Here is a 12,909-nt window from a genome sequence, read left to right on the forward strand (position 1 = left end):
ATTCAGTTCTGCGCGGCGGCGCTCAGCGAGCCAAATCCGGCTATCCACTCGGGGATGGGTCGGTAATAGCGGCCTTCGCAGCGCCAGCGGCCAAATGCGGATAGCGCGGCAAAGGCGGCCACCCAGGTCTTAATTTCGTGCGTCGATTTGCCGGCCATTGCCGACAGCTCTTCGTTACTGACCGCATCCAGCTCCGTCAGCCGTCCCTGCTCGAGCAGGCTCATAAAGCGGTTGTCCCAGACGGGATTGAGCGGATAGAGCGAGTTCTGGTCCTCGATAAACTGTTTCGCCGCGCTAATGACCCGCTGCTGGCGCAGTTCCCGCTCGTCCGGCGGCAGCTGTTTGCCGCTGCCCAGCAGCCGGTCGCGCATATGGGCATCGGCTTTCGCCAGTTCCGGCACCGGCGGCTGATGCGACAGTCCGCCGGAGCCGAGGATTAATACCCGTTTGTTGAGGGTGGTCAGGAAGCGGCCGATGGCTTCGCCCAGCATGCGGGTGCGCTGAAATCCCGGCAGCGGCGCTGCGACGCCGTTAATAAATACCGGCAGAACCGGCAGCGTATCGAGGCCGCCAAGCAGGAACTCCAGCGGTTGCGCAAAGCCGTGATCCACCTGCATACAGTAAGAGACCGCCAGATCGATCCCGTCCTTCATCACCGCGTGGGCGCAGGCTTCCGCCAGCGCCGTCGGCACCGGCAGAACGCCGCTGGCGCTGCTGAAATCACCGATAGAGGTCGCGCCGATGCCTAAACAGAACGGCGGCATCACATCGTAGAAAAAGCCGTTGTAGTGATCGGGGGCAAACAGCACCACCAGCTCCGGGTCGAAGGCGGCAATCCGCGCCCGCGCGTCGGCAATGGCGCCGTTAACTTCGTCCAGTACCGCCTGTTCCGGGTCCACGTAGCCCACCAACGGCGTATGCGAGAGGCAATGAAGATAAGCGTTCATATCAAGCCACCTGTTCAATCGTTGTTGCCATCTGCGCGGAGGCCAGCTGCATCTTGCTGGCCAGCGCGTCGAGCTTTTTGCTCAGGGTTTGCGGGATGGCCACGGTGGCGACGAAGCGATCCGGACGCACAACGGCAATCGCGGTATCGTGCTGCGCGAACCAGCTTTTCAGACGGTTTTGCGTATCGCCGACGCGGATAACGCCGGGCACGTTGTCCTGATCGCAATGAATCTGTACCTCCGGCACCACCTGAATAAACCGCACCCCGACCGCGCGCCACTGGGCTATCTGCCCGGCATTCAGCCCCCATTGCGGGTTGCAGCCCCAGGCGATAATGGCGAATCTGGCGCCAATCACCTCATCAAGCAGCGTCACCAGCCCGTTTTCCAGCGTGACCTTCGGCTGGATAAACATTTTGCCTGCCGGGGACGTTTTGCCTTCGCCTTCCGCCAGCAGCGCGCCGTCGCGATACTGCGGCATCGGCTTGAAACGCATCTCGAGGAAGTAGCGTTTGACCGGCGGCAGATAGTTCAGCAGCCACGAAATCCCGTCGCGCACCGTGCCATGCCAGCGTTTCGCCGGCGCCAGCACGTTGCCGGCGGTGACCGAGAGATCGATCATCGCTTTGGCGTGATCGCGCCGCTCCTGTTGGTAACTGTCCAGCAGCGCCTCTCCGGCTTTACCATTCACCACCAGCGCCAGTTTCCAGGCCAGGTTGAAGGCATCGCGCATGCCGCTGTTGTAACCCTGTCCCTGCCAGACCGGCATGATGTGGGCGGCATCGCCCGCCAGCAGCACGCGATCGACGCGAAAGCGTTCGGCGATGCGCGCGTTATGGGTGTAGACGCGCTGGCGAATCAGCTCGACGTGGTCGGGGTCCGGCAGCACCTTGCTCAATAGCTGGCGCATCTTGTGCGGCTCGCTGAGCTGGGCTTCGGTTTCGCCGGGCATCACCATAAATTCGAAACGCCTTATGCCGTGCGGCAGCGCAGCGGAGACGTACGGACGCACCGGGTCGCAGCACAGATAGACGTGCGGCGTCGCCAGCGGGTCGTTGGCGATATCGATAACAATCCATTGATTCGGCGCGGTTTGACCTTCGAAGGGAATATTCAACGTGCGGCGAATGAAGCTGGCGCCCCCGTCGCAGGCGACCAGCCAGTCGGCGCGAACGGTTTCCCGCTCGCCGTCGCTGCCTTTTACGTTCAAGGTGACACCGTCACTATCCTGAGTAAAAGCTTCAACTTCACGGGAAAACAGGCAGCGCACATGGGAAAAACGGCTGAGGCCGTCATACAACACCGCGTCGACCTGCGGCTGAATAAATGCGTTACGTCGCGACCAGCCAAACTCGTCGGTCATCGGCTGAATATCAGCAAAGCAGCGCCCTTTCGGCGTCAGAAAACGCATCGCGTGCCACGGCGTGGTATGCGGGAGAACATTGTCCACCAGCCCGATGCCCTGCATCGCGCGCAGCGATTCATCGTCGATGCCGATAGCGCGCGGGTAATCAATCAGCGCGTCGAGCTTTTCGACAACCACTACGCTGACGCCCATCTGACCAAGGTAATTGGCCATCATCAGGCCGACCGGCCCCGCGCCGGCGATAGCGACCTGGGCGGTGTGCTGTACAGCAGGTTGAATATCCGGATTCGATGTTGTCATTTCAGAACCTCACGACTCAGACAAGGTACCTGGCGTCGCAAACTGACGCCCGACACTTTGTTAAATAGATGTGAATATATTTTTATAGTGAGGTCAGTATAGGGTCGGCCGGATGCGCTACAATCAAAACATCACCGGATGTGCACCAGGTGCACATCGTTGTTTATCTGGATATTTATCGAGGTAACATGCGCGAAAACAGGCAGGCGGATTACAAAACGGTCCGCGGATTGAGTCGGGGGTTGTTGTTACTTAATTTGTTAAATAAATTCGATGGCGGGGCCACGATCGGCACGCTGGCTGAGTTTAGCGGTCTGCATCGCACCACCGTCAGGCGGCTGCTGGAGACATTGCAGGAGGAGGGTTACGTTCGCCGCAGTCGATCCGATGACAGCTTTCGTTTAACCCTCAAAATCCGTCAGTTGAGTGAAGGATTTCGTGACGAACATTGGATTTCTGCCCTCGCCACTCCGCTGCTGGGAGAGCTGTTGCGCGAAGTGCTGTGGCCGACGGATATCTCCACGCTGGATGTTGACGCGATGGTGGTCCGTGAAACCACGCACCGCTTCAGCCGCCTGTCGTTTCATCGCGCGATGGTCGGCCGTCGGCTCCCGCTGCTGCTGACCGCCTCGGGGCTCACCTGGCTGGCCTTCGCCCCGGAACATGAGCGCCAGGCGATGATCGAGATCCTCGCGGCACGTCCGGAAGAGGAGTATCAGCTGGCGCGGGAGCCGGAAAAGCTGGCGGCCATTCTTGAGCGCACGCGACGCCAGGGCTACGGCGAAAACTTTCGCGGCTGGCAGCAGGAGGAGAAAATCGCCTCCATCGCCGTACCAATCCGCAGCCAGCAGCGGGTTATTGGTTGTCTGAACCTGGTTTATATGGCGAAAGCGATGAGTCTTGAGCAAGCGGCGCAGAAATATCTGGCGCCGTTGCAAAAAGTGGCCGCCCAGATCGAGTCGCGAATGACCGAGGAAGAGGTTTTTTACGAGTAAACTTGTCCTGAATGGGTAGACAGGCCGGTTAGAATTGCTTCCGCCAACGCTATATATTTTAATATACGACGATTCTTCTCACCTAACCGAGTCCTCTCATGTCAAAACGACCCCGTTTCTTACCGGGGCTGACGCTGCTCAGCGCCTGCCTGTTTGCCGGTCATGCCTTTGCCGACCGTACCGTCACCGACCAGCTCGGCCGCGAAGTGACGCTTCCAGACCACATTACCCGCGCCGTCGTTCTCCAGCATCAGACCCTCAATCTGCTGGTGCAGCTTAATGCCGCCGACGAGATTGTCGGCGTGATGAGCAGCTGGAAAAAGCAGCTTGGCCCTGCTTTCGCCCGCTTTATGCCGGGGATTGAACGGCTGCCGACGCCGGGAGACTTAACCCAGGTCAATATCGAGAGCCTGCTGGCGCTGCATCCGCAGGTGGTGTTTGTCGCCAACTATGCGCCGCAGGCGATGATTCAACAGATTCAGAACGCCGGGATCCCGGTGGTGGCTATCTCGTTACGCCAGGACGCCGCGGGTGAAAAAAACAAGATGAACCCGTCGATGGCCGACGAAGAGCAGGCCTATAACGAAGGGTTAAAGCAGGGTATTCGCCTGATTGGCGCGGTGGTCGATCGTAAAGACCAGGCGGAAACGCTCATTCGCACCACCTTTGCAGCGCGCAAAGAGGCCAACGCGCCGGTCGCCGATATCCCCGACGACCAGCGGGTGCGCGTCTATATGGCCAATCCAGACCTCAATACCTACGGCTCCGGCAAATACACCGGCCTGATGATGAAACATGCCGGCGCGCTGAACGTCGCGGCGGCCACGGTCAAGGGCGCGCGTCAGGTCTCACTGGAGCAGGTTTTACAGTGGAATCCGCAGGTGATCTTTGTCCAGGACCGCTATCCGCAGGTGGTCAAACAGATCGAATCCGATCCGCAGTGGCAAGGGATTGACGCGGTAAAAAATCACCGCGTCTGGCTGATGCCAGAGTATGCCAAAGCCTGGGGTTACCCGATGCCGGAAGCGCTGGCCCTCGGCGAGCTGTGGATGGCCAAAAAGCTCTATCCTTCCCGCTATAACGGCGTGGATGTTGATGGTAAAGCGCAGGAGTACTACCAACGATTTTATCGCGTGAAGTGGACGCCGGATGCTCAGTAATCGTCACCCGGCGCTGCTACAAGGCGGGCTGGCGCTGGCAACCTTGTTGATTGCTGTCGCCTCGCTCTGCGCCGGCCAGTATCACCTGAGCCTGAGCGAGGTGTTCAGCCAGCTGGGACATCTGTCGTCCGCTGACGGCGTGGCCGGGCAAATCGTCTGGTCGGTGCGTCTGCCGCGCGTCATCATGGCGCTGCTGGCCGGCGGCGCGCTCGGTCTGTGCGGCGCCACGCTGCAGGGCGTGTTCCAGAACCCGCTGGTGGATCCCCATATCATTGGCGTCACCTCCGGTTCCGCGTTTGGCGGCACGCTGGCCATCCTGCTGGGGCTGGACACCGTGCTGATGATGACCTCCACCTTCGGTTTCGGCCTGCTGGCCCTCATGCTGGTGTACCTGATTGCCGCGCTGCAGGGGCGGGAAAATACGCTGGTGCTGATTCTTTCCGGGATTATTCTCAGCGGTTTTTTCGCCGCGCTCGTCAGCCTGATGCAATATCTGGCCGACACCGAAGAGACGCTGCCGAATATTGTCTTCTGGCTGCTGGGCAGCTTCGCCACCGCCAGCTGGCACAAAGTGGCGCTCATGGCGCTACCGATTCTCGTCAGCGCCACGATCCTGATCGCGCTGCGCTGGCGGATCAACCTGCTGGCGCTGGAGGAGAAAGACGCGCGCGGTCTCGGCGTTTCGGTCACCGCGCTGCGCCGCGGCGTGCTGCTATGCTGCGCGGTGCTGGTGGCCGCACAGGTGGCGGTCAGCGGCAGCATCGCCTGGGTGGGGCTGGTGATCCCGCATCTGGCACGGCTGCTGGTCGGCGCCGACCATCGCCGTCTGCTGCCCACCGCCTTCTGGCTCGGCGGCGGATTCATGATCGTGGTCGACGATCTGGCCCGCTCGCTGACCCAGGCAGAGATCCCTGTCGGGATCATTACCGCGTTGCTCGGCGCCCCGCTGTTTACCTGGCTGCTGATCCACTCACGTCGTCGGGGGATGGTCTGATGAACATGTCGCTTCGCCTGGCGGAGCTGCGCTACGGCCACCGTCAGCCGCTCTTCCGGCCGCTCAACCTGCAGTGCCTGCCCGGTGAAATCTGGGCGGTGCTCGGCGCCAACGGGCGCGGGAAAAGTACCCTGCTCGACACCCTCACCGGCGTGCTGCCGCCGCTTGGCGGGAGTTTCCACAGCGAAGGTGGGATAGCGATTGTGCCGCAATCGTTCCGTCCGGCGTTCAACTGGCTGGTGCGGGAGGTGGTGTTGCTGGGCCGCGCCCGGCAAGTCAGTCTGTTTGCTCAACCGGCCGTTGAAGATGAACGCCGGGTTGAGGAGGCTTTACGCCAGCTGGGCATCCCCGACCTCGCGGACCGCGCGTTTCGCTCACTCTCCGGCGGCCAGCAGCAGCTAGTGCTGATTGCCCGCGCGCTGGTGGGTGCCAGCCAGAATATCCTTCTGGATGAGCCCTGCTCGGCGCTGGACCTGTCCAACCAGCAGGTGGTGCTGCAGCTCATCAGCGACCTGGCCCATCGCCAGTCGCGCACCGTGCTCTTCACCACCCACGACCCCACCCATGCCCTGCAGGTCGCCAGCCATACGCTGCTGCTACTGCCGGACGGCGAGTGGCTGGCGGGACGCTCCGGGGAAGTGCTTAGCGAGCCGCATCTGCAACGCGCCTACGGCCTGGCGGTACGTAAAATTGAGTACCCCGGCTCAGACTCGCCGCTGCTGGCGCCGCAGTTTACTATTCGGCGTTAGCCGGTAAAAAACCCGCGGCCTGCAGATACTGCTGCCCTTCCGCGCCGAGAATAAAGCGGCACAGACGCTGCGCCCCGGCGCTCTCGTCGAGCGTCGTCAGCTGATAATCGGCCTGGATATTCCACGGCGCCGGGATCGCGACCGTCCGCAGATCGTCAGCCATCGCCATTTGACTGGCGTAATGGGCATAGCCAATAAACAGGTCGGTTAACCCCTCGCGGATAAGCCAGGCTCCCGCCGTTTCGCCCGGCGGGACGCTGAGCGACTGCCGTCCCCCGACCAGCTGCTGAGCGCGGGCCATCATCGCGCTACCGGCGCCCGGGAAGCGGGCTTCAATGCGCTCAAACAGCTGCCAGGTATAGTCGCCGGACGGGTCGCAGCCCGGCGTCGATGTAGCCAGACGCAGCTGCGGGTTAGTCAGAAGCGTCAGCCAGTCGTCTCTCTCGCCGGAGGCGGTGCGACGGGCGGTCAGCATAAGCTGGTTGCGGGCAAACGAATGACATTCCCCCGCCCTGCCGGCCTGGCGCAGCGCCTGGGGATGCTGGCGGTTGGCAGAGGCAAATACCGAACACGCCGCCCCGCCTTCAATGCGCTCGCGCAGTAAACCGGCAGGACCAAAATGGGCCTCGACCAGAATACCGCTTTGCTGATGGAAACGTGCCAGCAGCGGGATAAAAGCCCCTTTCAGGCTCCCCGCTGCCAGCAGAACGACTGCGTTGGTCATCGTGATTGCTCGCTAAACGCCCGGAAACAGAGCGATATATTAACCGGGCCGCCAGCGATTCAGTAGCGAATTTCCGCCAGTTCGCGCAGCTGTTCCGGGGTCGCTACCGGTAGGTTGAAGAAACGCAGATAGGCCGGGATCATTTCAAACAACATGTCGGTTCCGCGCTGAACCGGGCAGTCGCGCGCCTGAGCGGCCTGCAGCAGCGGCGTAAAAGCTTGGGTCATCACCACTTCCCCTACCCAGGTACCGGGCGTCAACCGCTGCGGGTCCAGCGGCAGCGGGTCCCCCGCCTTCATTCCCAGCGGCGTGGCGTTTACCACCAGATCGTGCCCCTGCGGGTCACGCTGCATCAGGCAGATATCCAGCAGCGGGTAGTGTTGCAGCAGACGGGCCGCCAGCGCATGCGCAGCATCGGCGTGGCTATCGTAGAGCGTCAGGGCGCGCACCCCCGCCGCTGCCAGCGAAGCGGCGATTGCCGATCCCACGCCGCCGCAGCCGACCACCAGCGCCCGTGCCCCCTCAGGCTGAAAACCTTTACGCCGGATACCGAGCACGAAACCGTCGCCATCGAACATATCGCCGCTCAGAGTGCCGTCGGCCTCGCGGCGAATGGCGTTGCAGGCGCCGGCAATGGCCGCCGTGGGGCTGAGGCGATGCACCAGCCCGCAGGTGGCAATTTTGTGCGGCATCGTGACCAGCGCACCGATAATATTGGTCAGCGTAAACAGCGCCGGAACCACCGTCGCCAGCGCCTCCGGCTTCACGCCCGTGGGCACCACCTTGACATCCACCTGCTGTCGGTCGAACCACGGGTTGTAGATCATCGGCGCCTTAAAACCGCCGGTCGGATAACCCAGATGCGCGATCAGCTGCGTATTACCACTAATTATCATCCCCAGCTCCTTTACTGCGATAGCTCGATGCGTTTGACATCGCCCAGAATAAACAGATACGCCACGACGCCGAGCAGCGCGGCGGCGCCGATATAGATAAGCGCATAGAAGAAGTCGCCGAAGGCCGCGACGATAAAGCCAATCACCAACGGCGTGAGGATCCCCGCGAAGTTAGCGCAAAAGTTAAACAGGCCGCCGGTCAGGCCGCCCAGCCCTTTCGGCGCGATATCGGAGATCAACGTCCAGCCCAGCCCGACCATTCCCTGACCAAAGAAGGCGAATGACATCACCAGAATCACCGCCAGATCGCTGTTCAGCCAGTTGGCGGAAATAATGCTGCTGGCCATCAGCAGACCGGCAACGATCGGCAGCTTACGCGCGAGGTTGGCCGAGCCGGTGGCCTTCAGCAGTTTGTCGGAGATCCAGCCGCCGAACATCACGCCGCCGGCAGCGGCAAGGAACGGCAGAATGGCGAAGATTCCCACCTTCAACCACGGCATATGCCGCGCGGTGGCCAGATAGGTCGGGAACCAGGTGAGGAAAAACACCAGCACCGTATTGCCGGCAAACTGGCCGATGCTGGCGCCCAGAATCTGCCGTTTCCCCAGCAGTTGACGCACCAGCGGCCAGCTGAAAGCCGTCTGCTGGTCGCTCGCCGTCACCAGACCGCCGCCGTTGACAATATGCTCTCGCTCCTGCTGGCTGAGGCGTTTGTCTTCATGCGGTTCGCGGTAGCAGCGCCACCACACCAGCGCAAACAGCACCCCGACAGCGCCGACGCTGATAAACAGCGCCCGCCAGCCGAAACTGCCCATAATCCAGAACAGCAGCGGTGAGAAGCAGGCCAGCCCGAGGTACTCCCCGACGGTATAGACTGCCGTTGCCTTGGCCCTCTCCTGCTGCGGGAACCACGCGCTGACCACCCGGCTGTTCACCGGGAAACAGGGCGCCTCGCTGACCCCCAGCCCAAAGCGGCACAGCAGCAGGGTTTTCAGCCCTATCGCCATGCCGTGAAACAACGTAAACAGCGACCACAGCGTCAGCGACAGGAAATAAGTCACTTTATTGCCGAAACGGTCGAGGAACAGGCCGCCGGGAATTTGCGCCAGCGCGTAGGTCCAGGCAAAGGCGGAAAACACGATCCCCATGACCGCGGCATCAATCCCCAGTTCGGAAGTTAAACTGGGGGCCGCGATGCCCAACACCGTCCGATCGAGGTAGTTAATCATCGTGCCGATAGCCAGCAGCGTGAGGATCCCCATTCGCCGCCGGGAGCGCGGCACGGCGGTCGCGGCTTGCGCCGCTGCCGTGTGATTCTGGCTGTACGCGTTCATAGTCGTTTTCCTGTCATAGGGTGCAGATGAATGTTGTTATTGTATTGGCGATGCTGTGCTTAACGAACCATTTGATACATCACTAACTGTATTGCATTGCCGACAGACGAACGGCGGCATTTGCCGCACCGTACAGGGCATAGCCGTCGCGTCTTTCGGTCAATTCGAAGAAAAAGCGCCCTGCCGAGAACGGCCGGGTATAGAGGTGGAGGAACTCCCCGCCGCGCGGATCGCGGTCATAGAGAATGTGCAGACGTTGCAGGGTCGCGACGTCCACCGCCTCGCCATAGCGCGCCAGCAGGTCATCATAGTAATTAGCCGGAATCGGCAGCGCCTGACGGGAGACCTGCGGCAGAGCGTCGAGGGTCTCCGGCAGGTGGCGGCAGGCAAACGCCGCGTGCTGCAAGCCCGCCCCCTGATAGCAGGCCACCGACCGGGCAATCTGGGTGGCGCGGCTCTGAGAAATATTCAGGGCCAGGCGAATATTACCCTGCGGGCTGTGCACCGCCAGACTGCGCACCAGACCATACGGATCCGGCAGCGTCTGTTCATGTTCGAGAGTGAAACCGAAGACGGTGCGGAAAAAGATAATCCAGTTATCGCGGCTTTCCGCCTCCATGCCCAGCGCCAGATGATCGATGCCGCTGTAGTCATCGCGCAGCGCTGGCGCGTCGTGCAGATGAAAATCACGGGCGTAGATATCGTCACCGGCTTCGATTAAATAGATCAGGCTGCCGTCGGGGGCGCAAATCGCCGGAATCGGACTTTCATTCGGCCCGGCATCGCCTTGCCAGGTAGCGTAGCCATAGGCGCGGGCGCGCTCAACAATCGCCGCGCTGCGGCTGACGCGCAGCGCCATCGCACACAGCGAGACTCCGTGGCGCTGGTGAAAATGGTCGGCCCAGCTGTGCGGTTGGTAGTTCACAATCGCTCGTGCGCCGCCGTTGCGCCACAGCACCACCTGTTTCGAACGGTGGCGACCTTCCTGACAGAACCCCAGCTGCGACAGGCGCTGGCCGAGGGCCTGCGCTTCCGCTGGGCTGGCGGCAAATTCGATAAATTCCAGACCGAGATAGTCTGGCGCTGTCGCGGCGTGAAACAGCGATGCATCGCTGTTGTCCAGCTGCCGGTAGGTCTGCTCTTCCAGCCATTGCAGCGAGCGGTAGCCATCTTTCGCCGTTGCGCCGTTCGGCGAAGCGCGGAAGCCGTCATTGAAAATTTCCAGCGACCACGGGCCGCGATAGCCGCAGCGGGTCAGATCGCGGGCAAAGTCCACCAGCGGCAGCTGTCCCTGCCCTGGGAAGCAGCGGAAATGGCGGCTCCACTCCAGAACATCCATCTTCATCAGCGGCGCATCGGCCAGCTGCAGAAAGGTAATTTTGTCCACCGGGACTTCAGGCAACCGCTGCAGCGTATCGCCGCGGGCGAGGATATGAAAGCTATCGAGGACGATACCGAGCGCCGGGCTGTTGACGCTTTTCACCCGTTCCCAGGCCTGATACCAGCGGTTGACGTGCGTTCCCCAGGCCAGCGCTTCGTAGCCGATGACGATCTTTTCCTGCTCCGCCAGCGCCGCCAGCGCGGCGAGATCTGCCACCTGCAGCGCAACATCGGCGGAACACTCCGGCTGCACATTGCTGCACAGGAGCAATGTGTCGCAGCCCAGCTCATGCATCAGGGCGAATTTGCGCTTCGCCCGCTCCATATTCGCCGCAAACTGGCTGCGACTGGCGCCTTCAAAATCGCGAAAGGGTTGAAAAAGCGTGATTTTTAGCCCTAAATCAGCCGCCAGATTGCGAATATCCGCCGGCGTGCCGGTATAATACAGCAGATCGTTTTCAAAGATTTCGACGCCTTGATAACCCGCAGCCGCAATAGCATGGAGCTTTTCAGGCAAGGTGCCGGAAATCGAAACGGTAGCAATAGAGCGCAGCATAAGGTCCTCGTGTCATCAACAGGCGTGAGTCCTGAATATGTATCATTTGGTTCATTTGCGCCATACAAGGTTGCTAATTTGTGATCATTATGTGTATTTTTTGTCTCTCAGAAAAAAGGAGTGGTTATGTCTGTCGTGGCTCATGATGAAGCACAGTCCCTGAAGGAGCGGATTTTCACCGCCGCAATCGTCGTCTTTGCCGAACACGGGCTGTCCGGGGCGCGCATGGAACAAATTGCCACCGAGGCGCAGACAACCAAACGCATGGTGGTTTACTACTTCAAAACCAAGGAGCAGCTGTACCAGGAGGTACTGCAGCATGTCTATGCGCGCATTCGCGAGACGGAACAGCTGCTCGGGCTGGAACAGCTTCCGCCGGTCGAAGCGCTGGTGCAGCTGGTGCGCTGGAGCGTGCGTTATCACGCCACCCATGCGGACTTTATGCGGGTGATTTGTATGGAGAATATGCAGCGCGGTAAGTGGTTACAGTCGTCAGGTCAGCTGAAGCCGCTGAATCGAACCGCCCTGTCGATTCTGGAGGATATTCTGCAGCGCGGGCAGCAGCAGGGAATTTTTCAGGAGGGTCTGCAGGCGCGGGATGTTCATCGTCTGATCAGCAGCTTTAGCTTTTATCAGGTGTCGAACTTTTACACCTTCAACAGTCTCTTCCTCGACGACCCGCTGCCGGCTATCGACGATGAAGAGATGGTCGCCCACCACTGCGATATCGCGGTGAAAGCGGTCGTGCGTTTTGTGATTTCCTGAGCCTGTGCAATCCGCGCGCCGGGAAGGTTAATCGTGCCCGGATAAGGCGTGGATAACCTTCGCCATCGCTTCTTTGGTCAGTTCAGAACGGGCGATTTTCGGATTGGCCAGCGAGGTACGTACCACCCCGGCGATCACGATATGTTTTGGCTGCTGGCCGAGATCGCGCATTTCAAGCACCACTTTCCCCACCACCCGACACATTTCCTGGTACAACTCGTCGTCTCTGGCTTTATTTCCCATTCTTTTCGACTCACAAATTATCATTATCAATCAAATTATTATTGATATGTTTTCGTGATAAATCAAACCAGCGAACTATTTTTGCACCAGTGCGCCATTTCCAGTAGCTAACCGCGAGAAAATTCGCGCAATAGCGGCGTTGATTTTTGTTGGCTGGTGAAAAAATGTGTTGCGAAGAAGATTTAGATTAGTTTGAGTTTTGTTACATTTTTATGGGAAAGAATGAAACGTCGTTTTCATTTTCTTTTTTTGTTCCAGCGTCGTATAATGCACACCGATTCTTTCTTGAATGGTTTCAGCACATTGGACTGCACAACTAAACGCATAAAATACTGCCTCTTTTCATGGGCTGAACCGCCAGCATACTTTCTTCTGCACGCTCTTTTGTTGTCACCTATCCTTAGAGCGTGGCATAGCAACTTTCGCAATACAGGTTTGACTCCACGGCCGCGCGCCAACGGAGCGAGATTTCCATATCCTTCACAACTTAAAGACTAAAA

General features: G+C 60.0%; 13 protein-coding genes. 6 read left to right on the forward strand and 7 right to left on the reverse strand.

The window, feature by feature from the left end; all coding sequences use genetic code 11:
* Positions 1–2 precede the first annotated feature (2 nt).
* Entirely contained in the window at positions 3–947 is a 945-nt protein-coding gene (gene mhpB / locus AC007G_RS20990) for a 2,3-dihydroxyphenylpropionate/2,3-dihydroxicinnamic acid 1,2-dioxygenase (RefSeq protein ID WP_032699546.1), read from the reverse strand.
* A gap of 1 nt (position 948) precedes the next feature.
* Entirely contained in the window at positions 949–2,613 is a 1,665-nt protein-coding gene (locus tag AC007G_RS20995) for a bifunctional 3-(3-hydroxy-phenyl)propionate/3-hydroxycinnamic acid hydroxylase (RefSeq protein WP_142630666.1), read from the reverse strand.
* 188 nt (positions 2,614–2,801) lie between these two features.
* Between AC007G_RS20995 and AC007G_RS21000 the strand changes: the two genes are divergently transcribed.
* The 4 genes from AC007G_RS21000 to AC007G_RS21015 all read left to right on the forward strand — a co-directional run bounded on the left by AC007G_RS21000 (position 2,802) and on the right by AC007G_RS21015 (position 6,511).
* Positions 2,802–3,608 carry a DNA-binding transcriptional regulator gene (locus tag AC007G_RS21000; protein WP_032687353.1) on the forward strand — a complete coding sequence of 269 codons (807 nt, stop codon included), beginning with the start codon at positions 2,802–2,804 and terminating at the stop codon, positions 3,606–3,608.
* Positions 3,609–3,706: 98 nt separating this feature from the next.
* The gene (locus AC007G_RS21005; protein WP_032687162.1) at positions 3,707–4,768 is read left to right on the forward strand and encodes an ABC transporter substrate-binding protein; all 1,062 of its coding nucleotides are present in this window, start codon (positions 3,707–3,709) and stop codon (positions 4,766–4,768) included.
* Positions 4,758–5,762: a FecCD family ABC transporter permease gene (locus AC007G_RS21010; RefSeq protein ID WP_032697366.1), complete on the forward strand. Its 1,005-nt coding sequence runs from the start codon at positions 4,758–4,760 to the stop codon at positions 5,760–5,762. Before AC007G_RS21005 ends, AC007G_RS21010 begins: the two co-directional genes overlap by 11 nt.
* Positions 5,762–6,511 (forward strand): ABC transporter ATP-binding protein, encoded by a 750-nt coding sequence (locus AC007G_RS21015; protein WP_046852299.1) that lies wholly within the window; start codon positions 5,762–5,764, stop codon positions 6,509–6,511. The genes AC007G_RS21010 and AC007G_RS21015 overlap by 1 nt, the downstream gene beginning before the upstream one ends.
* Here AC007G_RS21015 and AC007G_RS21020 read toward each other — a convergent pair.
* The 4 genes from AC007G_RS21020 to AC007G_RS21035 form a co-directional block, all read right to left on the reverse strand.
* Positions 6,498–7,235, reverse strand: a complete 738-nt coding sequence (locus AC007G_RS21020; RefSeq protein ID WP_047665086.1) for a substrate-binding domain-containing protein — start codon at positions 7,233–7,235, stop codon at positions 6,498–6,500. The genes AC007G_RS21015 and AC007G_RS21020 overlap by 14 nt on opposite strands.
* Before the next feature lie 59 nt (positions 7,236–7,294).
* Positions 7,295–8,131 carry a shikimate dehydrogenase family protein gene (locus tag AC007G_RS21025; protein WP_064385188.1) on the reverse strand — a complete coding sequence of 279 codons (837 nt, stop codon included), beginning with the start codon at positions 8,129–8,131 and terminating at the stop codon, positions 7,295–7,297.
* An 11-nt stretch (positions 8,132–8,142) separates the two neighbouring features.
* Positions 8,143–9,465: an MFS transporter gene (locus tag AC007G_RS21030; RefSeq protein ID WP_133960098.1), complete on the reverse strand. Its 1,323-nt coding sequence runs from the start codon at positions 9,463–9,465 to the stop codon at positions 8,143–8,145.
* An 82-nt stretch (positions 9,466–9,547) separates the two neighbouring features.
* Positions 9,548–11,401 carry a bifunctional sugar phosphate isomerase/epimerase/4-hydroxyphenylpyruvate dioxygenase family protein gene (locus tag AC007G_RS21035; RefSeq protein ID WP_032699527.1) on the reverse strand — a complete coding sequence of 618 codons (1,854 nt, stop codon included), beginning with the start codon at positions 11,399–11,401 and terminating at the stop codon, positions 9,548–9,550.
* A gap of 126 nt (positions 11,402–11,527) precedes the next feature.
* On the opposite strand from AC007G_RS21035, the gene AC007G_RS21040 reads away from it, so the two are divergent.
* Entirely contained in the window at positions 11,528–12,166 is a 639-nt protein-coding gene (locus AC007G_RS21040; RefSeq protein WP_142630665.1) for a TetR/AcrR family transcriptional regulator, read from the forward strand.
* 27 nt (positions 12,167–12,193) lie between these two features.
* On the opposite strand, the gene fumD is transcribed toward AC007G_RS21040, so the two are convergent.
* The gene (gene fumD, locus AC007G_RS21045) at positions 12,194–12,409 is read right to left on the reverse strand and encodes a fumarate hydratase FumD (RefSeq protein ID WP_032687154.1); all 216 of its coding nucleotides are present in this window, start codon (positions 12,407–12,409) and stop codon (positions 12,194–12,196) included.
* Positions 12,410–12,676: 267 nt separating this feature from the next.
* Between fumD and ynhH the strand changes: the two genes are divergently transcribed.
* The gene (ynhH, locus tag AC007G_RS21050) at positions 12,677–12,907 is read left to right on the forward strand and encodes a protein YnhH (RefSeq protein ID WP_421669044.1); all 231 of its coding nucleotides are present in this window, start codon (positions 12,677–12,679) and stop codon (positions 12,905–12,907) included.
* Positions 12,908–12,909: the final 2 nt, after the last annotated feature.

The sequence above is a fragment of the Klebsiella sp. CSG-1 genome, from assembly GCF_056521145.1.

Bases quoted from the DNA above. Each gene is read 5' to 3' on its own strand.
- mhpB (WP_032699546.1), bottom strand. From the start codon at position 947: ATGAACGCTTATCTTCATTGCCTCTCGCATACGCCGTTGGTGGGCTAC.
- AC007G_RS20995 (WP_142630666.1), bottom strand. From the start codon at position 2,613: ATGACAACATCGAATCCGGATATTCAACCTGCTGTACAGCACACCGCC.
- AC007G_RS21000 (WP_032687353.1), top strand. From the start codon at position 2,802: ATGCGCGAAAACAGGCAGGCGGATTACAAAACGGTCCGCGGATTGAGT.
- AC007G_RS21005 (WP_032687162.1), top strand. From the start codon at position 3,707: ATGTCAAAACGACCCCGTTTCTTACCGGGGCTGACGCTGCTCAGCGCC.
- AC007G_RS21010 (WP_032697366.1), top strand. From the start codon at position 4,758: ATGCTCAGTAATCGTCACCCGGCGCTGCTACAAGGCGGGCTGGCGCTG.
- AC007G_RS21015 (WP_046852299.1), top strand. From the start codon at position 5,762: ATGAACATGTCGCTTCGCCTGGCGGAGCTGCGCTACGGCCACCGTCAG.
- AC007G_RS21020 (WP_047665086.1), bottom strand. From the start codon at position 7,235: ATGACCAACGCAGTCGTTCTGCTGGCAGCGGGGAGCCTGAAAGGGGCT.
- AC007G_RS21025 (WP_064385188.1), bottom strand. From the start codon at position 8,131: ATGATAATTAGTGGTAATACGCAGCTGATCGCGCATCTGGGTTATCCG.
- AC007G_RS21030 (WP_133960098.1), bottom strand. From the start codon at position 9,465: ATGAACGCGTACAGCCAGAATCACACGGCAGCGGCGCAAGCCGCGACC.
- AC007G_RS21035 (WP_032699527.1), bottom strand. From the start codon at position 11,401: ATGCTGCGCTCTATTGCTACCGTTTCGATTTCCGGCACCTTGCCTGAA.
- AC007G_RS21040 (WP_142630665.1), top strand. From the start codon at position 11,528: ATGTCTGTCGTGGCTCATGATGAAGCACAGTCCCTGAAGGAGCGGATT.
- fumD (WP_032687154.1), bottom strand. From the start codon at position 12,409: ATGGGAAATAAAGCCAGAGACGACGAGTTGTACCAGGAAATGTGTCGG.
- ynhH (WP_421669044.1), top strand. From the start codon at position 12,677: ATGCACACCGATTCTTTCTTGAATGGTTTCAGCACATTGGACTGCACA.